The organism is Candidatus Binatia bacterium, from assembly GCA_036382395.1.
Taxonomy (GTDB): domain Bacteria; phylum Desulfobacterota; class Binatia; order HRBIN30; family HRBIN30; genus JAGDMS01.
Genome location: DASVHW010000049.1, coordinates 1 through 5,996 on the forward strand (window position 1 = coordinate 1; position 5,996 = coordinate 5,996).

The 5,996-nt window shown below is 63.1% G+C and carries 5 protein-coding genes; 4 read left to right on the forward strand and 1 reads right to left on the reverse strand.

The features are described 5' to 3' along the window. Nucleotides 1-521 (reverse strand): citrate/2-methylcitrate synthase (locus tag VF515_02950; protein ID HEX7406589.1); only part of this gene is annotated, 521 nt, incomplete at its 3' end. A gap of 208 nt (nt 522-729) precedes the next feature. Here VF515_02950 and VF515_02955 point away from each other — a divergent pair. The 4 genes from VF515_02955 to VF515_02970 form a co-directional block, all read left to right on the forward strand. Further along, nucleotides 730-1,341, forward strand: a complete 612-nt coding sequence (locus tag VF515_02955) for a TetR/AcrR family transcriptional regulator (GenBank protein HEX7406590.1) — start codon at nt 730-732, stop codon at nt 1,339-1,341. Continuing rightward, nucleotides 1,338-2,414 (forward strand): efflux RND transporter periplasmic adaptor subunit, encoded by a 1,077-nt coding sequence (locus tag VF515_02960; GenBank protein HEX7406591.1) that lies wholly within the window; start codon nt 1,338-1,340, stop codon nt 2,412-2,414. The genes VF515_02955 and VF515_02960 overlap by 4 nt, the downstream gene beginning before the upstream one ends. Before the next feature lie 73 nt (nt 2,415-2,487). Continuing rightward, on the forward strand, nt 2,488-5,625 hold the full coding sequence (locus VF515_02965; GenBank protein HEX7406592.1) for an efflux RND transporter permease subunit: 3,138 nt from the start codon (nt 2,488-2,490) through the stop codon (nt 5,623-5,625). 51 nt (nt 5,626-5,676) lie between these two features. Next, the coding region (locus tag VF515_02970) for a hypothetical protein (GenBank protein HEX7406593.1) at nt 5,677-5,996 on the forward strand (320 nt) is incomplete at its 3' end.

Below are 5,996 nucleotides of genomic sequence, written 5' to 3' on the forward strand. Positions count from 1 at the left end.
GTCGGCATCTTGGCGATCAGACGCGACGTCTGCGCCTGGCGTGAGTCCGGATCGAAAATCTTTTTCGCGTCGGGATAGAATGTCGACAGCGCTCCCACGGTGCTGACCAGAATGCCCATGGGATGCGCGTCGTAGTGGAAGCCATCGACGAACTTCTTGATGTTCTCGTGGGTGATGGTGTGCATGGTGATGTTGTGCACGAAGGCCTGGAGTTGCGACGGCGTCGGCAGCTCCCCATGGAGGATCAGGTACGAGACCTCGAGAAACGTGCTCCGTTCCGCCAGCTGATCGATGGGATAGCCGCGGTACTCCAAGATGCCTTTGTCCCCGTCGATGAACGTGATCGCGCTCCTGCACGATGCCGTGTTGGTGAAGGCCGGATCGTAGGTCATCAATCCGAAATCGTCGCCGGACGTGCGGATCTGGCGCAGGTCCATGGCGCGGATGGTGCCATCACTGATCGGGACTTCGTAGGTCTTGCCCGTTCGGTTGTCCGTGATCGAAAGCGTCTCATTGCCCATGTGTACCTCCTTCTCGGCGTTCAAGGTGCCATGAGGAGATACCCCCCGCAATTGGCTACTGACAAACGTCATGCGGATTGACGACCTGTGTGGCGATCGCCGGTGCGGTGCTTGACTGCTTATGAGGCTCTGTTATTTTGACACGGACTGGTCAGTTCCATTATTCAACACACCCATGCGCGGCAGGAAAAAAAGTCAGCAAACCCGGATGGCCATCGTCCAGTGCGCCACCGAGATCTTCTCGCAGCGCGAGTTCCACGAGGTGCTGACGGATGATATCGCGCAGCGTCTCGGGATCGGCAAGGGCACCATCTACCGCTACTTCGATTCGAAGGAAGCGCTCTACCTCGCTGCCATCGGCGAGGGCCTGAACGGGCTCCACGCTGCCGTCACGGCGGTGCTGCAGCAGGACGCGCCGCTCGGGACGACAATCGAAGCCGTGGCGCGGACAATGATCAATTACTTCTGGCGCCAGCGCGACTTCTTCGTGTTGATGCACCGTCTGGAATCGAAGCTCAAGGCGCAAGAACGCACCGATTGGAAAAACCGCCGTAACGAAGTGGTCAGCATGGTCAGCCGCGTGCTTGAGCGCGCCATCGCGCGGGGCGAGATCGCGGCCGTGAATACGCGGCTGGCGGTGGAGGTGCTGTTCGGCATGATCCGGGCCGCGTGTTTGTACCGTGCCGACAGCGATCGGCCGGACGATTTGACCGGCTTGGTGGCGACGATCTTTCTGCAGGGCCTGGTCGGTGATGCCGGAGTGCCGGCAGGGCGCACCCGAGCCCTCAAAATTGTCAAGGGAGGAACGCAACGTTCATGAACCTGAAAGTCCTCAGTGCGCCGCTGGCCATCGCCGCAGCCCTGTGGTTGGGCTGTGAGCAGCCGGCCCATCAACAGGCGGTTGCGGCCGAGGCGAAAGCGGTCGTAGTGCCGGTGACCGTGACATCGGTTGCGGTCCGTCCGAGCGCCCGCGTGGTCAATTTTGTCGGTACCTTATACGGCAACCAGGAAGTCACGCTTTCCAGCCAAGTGGAAGGTCAGCTCGAAGCGCTCAATGTCGACTTGGGCGATCAGGTGACGGCGGGCCAGGTGCTCGCCCAGATCGAGGATGACCAGTGGCGCGCACGCCTGCGGGAGACAGAGGCGATGCTGGACAAGGCGCAAGCCGATGAAGCGCGCGGCCGGCAGCTGGTCGCCAGCAAGGTCATCTCGCCGCAAGAGTACGAGAGCGTGAAGACCCATGCGGCAGTCGCTCGGGCCCAGAGCGACACCCTGCGCGTGACCATCCGCCACGCCCGTGTCGAGTCGCCGATCAGCGGTGCCGTTGCCAAACGGCTGGTGTCCGCTGGCGAGTACGTCCACCCCGGCAGCCCGTTGTTCACCCTGGTGGCGGAAGATCCTTTGAAGCTGCGCGGCGACGTTCCCGAACGCTTCGCCCACGAGCTGCAGACTGGCCAACCGGTACAAGTGCGCGTCGATGCGTTCCCGGACCGGCCCTTCATGGGGCGCCTGGCGCGCATCAGCCCGGCGTCCAATCCGGAGAACCGCTCGGTGGCGATCGAGGCGCTGGTCGACAACCAGGACCGTGCCCTCAAGGCGGGCTTTTTCGCCAACGCGGCCGTCGTGACCAGTTCCGATGACCGCGCCCTCATGGTGCCGCAAGAGGCGCTGATCACGTTTGCTGGTGTGACCAAGCTCTTCGTCATCAAAGATGGGACGGCGCATGAGCGGCAGGTGCGCGTGGGAACGCGCGGCAGCACGGGTATGGTGGAGATCACCGAGGGTCTGCAGCCCGATGAGCTGGTGGCCACCTCCGGTTTGACGAAGCTCGAAAACGGCATCACCGTCAGCGTGAAAGAGACCGCGGGCGGCGCTCAGAACCCGGCGTCGTGAGCGCCGCTGTCGTTCCTTCCTTCGACACTGCTTCGGCACTTTCCGTCAGGCGATTCCCGCAATCGATGCTGCTATGAAACTCGCTGACCTCTGTATCCGCCGGCCGGTATTCGCCACCATGCTCATCGGGTTTCTGGTGGCGCTCGGTATCTTCTCGTACCGTCAGCTTGCCGTCGACCTGTTCCCCAATCTCGACTACCCGATCGTCTCCGTCACCACCACGCTCAAGGGCGCCAGCGTTGAGGAAATGGAAAGTAGCGTCACCAAGCCGGTCGAGGAGGTCATCAACACCATCGAAGGTATCGACGAGCTGCGTTCGGTCACCAAAGAAGGCCTGTCGCAAGTCTTGGTCTTCTTCGTTATGGAGCGCGACCGTGAGGCCGCCGCGCAAGACGTGCGCGACAAGGTCGCCTCGATCATGTCGCAGCTCCCCGAGGGCACCGACATGCCGATTGTCGACAAGTTCGACGTCGAGTCGTTGCCCATCGCCGGCATCGCCGTGTCCGGAAACCGCAGCCTGCGCGAGGTGACGGAGATCGCCCGTAAGCAAGTGAAAGAAGATCTGGAAACGCTGCGCGGCGTCGGTTCGGTGACCATGGTCGGTGGGCTCGAACGCACGATCAACGTCGACGTCGATGCGCAGAGGCTGGCCGCGTACCACATTTCGATCCAGCAAGTGAAAGCGGCGTTGCGCGCCCAAAACCTGGAGCTGCCCAGTGGCCGCGTCGACCAGGGACCGAAGGAGTTGGTGCTGCGCACGATGGGGCGAATCGCGCGCGTCGAGGACTTCAACCAGCTCATCGTTGGCAACGTGCATGGCCGCCCGCTCACCGTCGGGGACGTGGGCACCGTAACCGACAGCTTCGTCGAACCCCGTACACTGGCGCGCCTGGATGGTCATCCGGCCGTCTCGCTGCTGATTCGGAAGCAGTCCGGTACCAACACCGTCGAGGTGATCGATCACATCAAGCGGCGCTTGGAGCAGCTGCGCACGGTGTTGCCTTCCGACATCTCATTGGAGGTGGTCCGCGACCATTCGCGTTTCATCAAGCTGTCGATTGACGAGGTGCAGCTTCACCTGATCCTGGCCGCCGTGCTGGTGAGCCTGACGGTCATGCTGTTCATCGCCAACCTGCGCGCCACGCTGATTGCCGCCATCGCCATCCCCACCTCGATCATCTCGACGTTTTTCCTGATGCGGCTGATGGGCTTCAGCATCAACAACATGACCATGCTGGCGTTGGTGCTGGCCACCGGCATCGTGATCGATGACGCGGTCGTGGTGTTGGAAAACATCTTCCGGCACGCCGAAGAGCAGGGCGAGTCGCCGATGCAGGCCGCTTCGGTGGCGACCAAGGAGATCAGCCTGGCCGTCATGGCCACCACGCTGTCGCTCGTCGTCATCTTCCTGCCGGTCGCGTTCATGTCCGGCCGCGTCGGCCGGTTCTTCAACAGCTACGGCATCACCGTGGCGTTCGCGATCCTCATCTCGCTGCTGGTGTCCTTCACGCTGACCCCCATGCTCTGCGCGCGCTTTCTGCGCGTGAAAAAGCTTGCCCCGGGAACGAGTGCCTCGCGGGAGAAGCGCGTCTACCTCGCCGTAGACCGCACCTACGGCGCCATCCTGCGCTGGTCGCTCCAGCATCGCTGGGTTGTCGTGTTGCTGTCGGTGCTCACGGTGGCGTCGACGGTGCCGCTGTTTCGGGCGGTGGGCAAGGACTTCATCCCTTCCGACGACCAGAGCGAGTTCGAAGTCATCGTGCAGACCCCAGAAGGCTACAGCCTGGCGCGCAGCGACGCCGCCTTCCGCGAGCTGGAAGGCAAGCTCCGCAACCTGCCGGGCGTGGTGCACCTGCTGACCAGCATCGGCAACACCAGCGGCCGACTCCGGGCCGGCGAGGGACCGGTGACTGAGGGCTCGATCTACGTGCGTCTGACCGAGCTCGGGCAGCGCCGGCTGTCGCAGCGCGACATCATGAAGCAAGCCCGCGAGATTTTGGGACAGTACCCTGACCTGCGCGCCAGCGTGCAGGACGTGAATATCTGGGTTGGCGGCCAGCGCTACACGGAGATCGAGTTCGATCTGACCGGACCCAGCCTGGAGAGGCTGCAAACGTACTCCGAGAAGATCATGGCCGGCATGCGCGCGGCGCCCGGCTTCGTCGATGTGGACACCACCCTGTCGGTCCGCCAGCCGGAGCTGCGGGTGCACATCAATCGGCAGAAGGCGTCAGACTTCGGCATCAAGGTGCAGGACATCGCCGCCACACTGCGCACGCTCGTCGGCGGCGAGCCGGTGACCCGATTCAAGGAGGAGCAGGACCAGTACGACGTGTGGCTGCGGGCGCAGCTGCCCAACCGCAATGATCCGCATGCGCTGAGCGACCTCACCATCGCGACACCGACGGGCGGATTGGTGAAGCTGGCCAATCTCGCCGACCTGTCGGAGGAGCGTGGGCCGGCGCAAATCGATCACTACAGCCGGCAGCGGAAGGTCACGCTGGTGGCGAACCTCGACAACGTGGCGCTGTCCACTGCCATGACCAAGATCCGCGAAATCGTCGCGGGGCTCGATCTGCCGCCGAACTATACGGCGGAGTTCTCGGGGCGTGCCAAGGCCCTCGGCGAGACGGGAACGAACTTTCTGCTGGCGTTCGGCCTGAGCTTACTCTTCATGTACATGATTCTCGCGGCACAGTTTGAAAGCTTCCTTCACCCGGTCACCATCCTCTTGGCACTGCCGCTGTCGATTCCCTTTGCCTTGATCTCTCTTCTCGTCCTTGGCGAGACGCTGAACATCTACAGTATCCTCGGTCTGTTCATGCTCTTCGGCATCGTGAAGAAGAACGGCATCCTGCAGATCGACTACACCAATACCTTGCGGGCGCGGGGCATGCCGCGGGACGCGGCTATTCTGGAGGCCAACCACGTGCGCCTGCGCCCCATCCTGATGACCACGATGATGCTGGTTGCGGGCATGATCCCCATCGCCGTCGGCGCGGGCCCGGGATCGGCCTCGCGTGCCTCGATGGCCAAGGTCATCATCGGCGGGCAAACCCTGTGCCTGCTCCTGAGTTTGCTGCTTACGCCCGTGGCCTATTCCCTGTTCGATGATTTGGGACGCATGCGCCTGCTGGCGCGGGCGGCTGAGTGGGCGCGAGGCTTGGTGGCACGGCTCTCCGCCGTGAGCAACGGCCGTTCGCGCGCGTGACCCGTACCGGCCGTTCATGCTAACAGGCATCGCGTGTCGACAAAGGAGGATATGATGGGGGTGTGGGCGAACGTGCTGGTGATTTTGGCCTTTTTCCTGGTGGCTCCAGTGCTGGCGCAGGAGCCGACACCGACTTGGCCTGTCCCTCCGCAGCAAATCGATCTGCTCAACCAAGCGCCCAACCGCGCCGAGGCCTTTGTCCGCCAGTTGAGTGGCGGGGTGGGGGCAGACGTGACCGCGGCGGAGCAGTCCACCGAGCACTACGGCCGGCTCATTGATACCGGATCGCCGCAGGCCTTGTCGCTGTCGGATTCCATTACGCTCGCACTGCAAAACAATACCGACCTCAAGATTCAGCGGCTCGGCCCGCT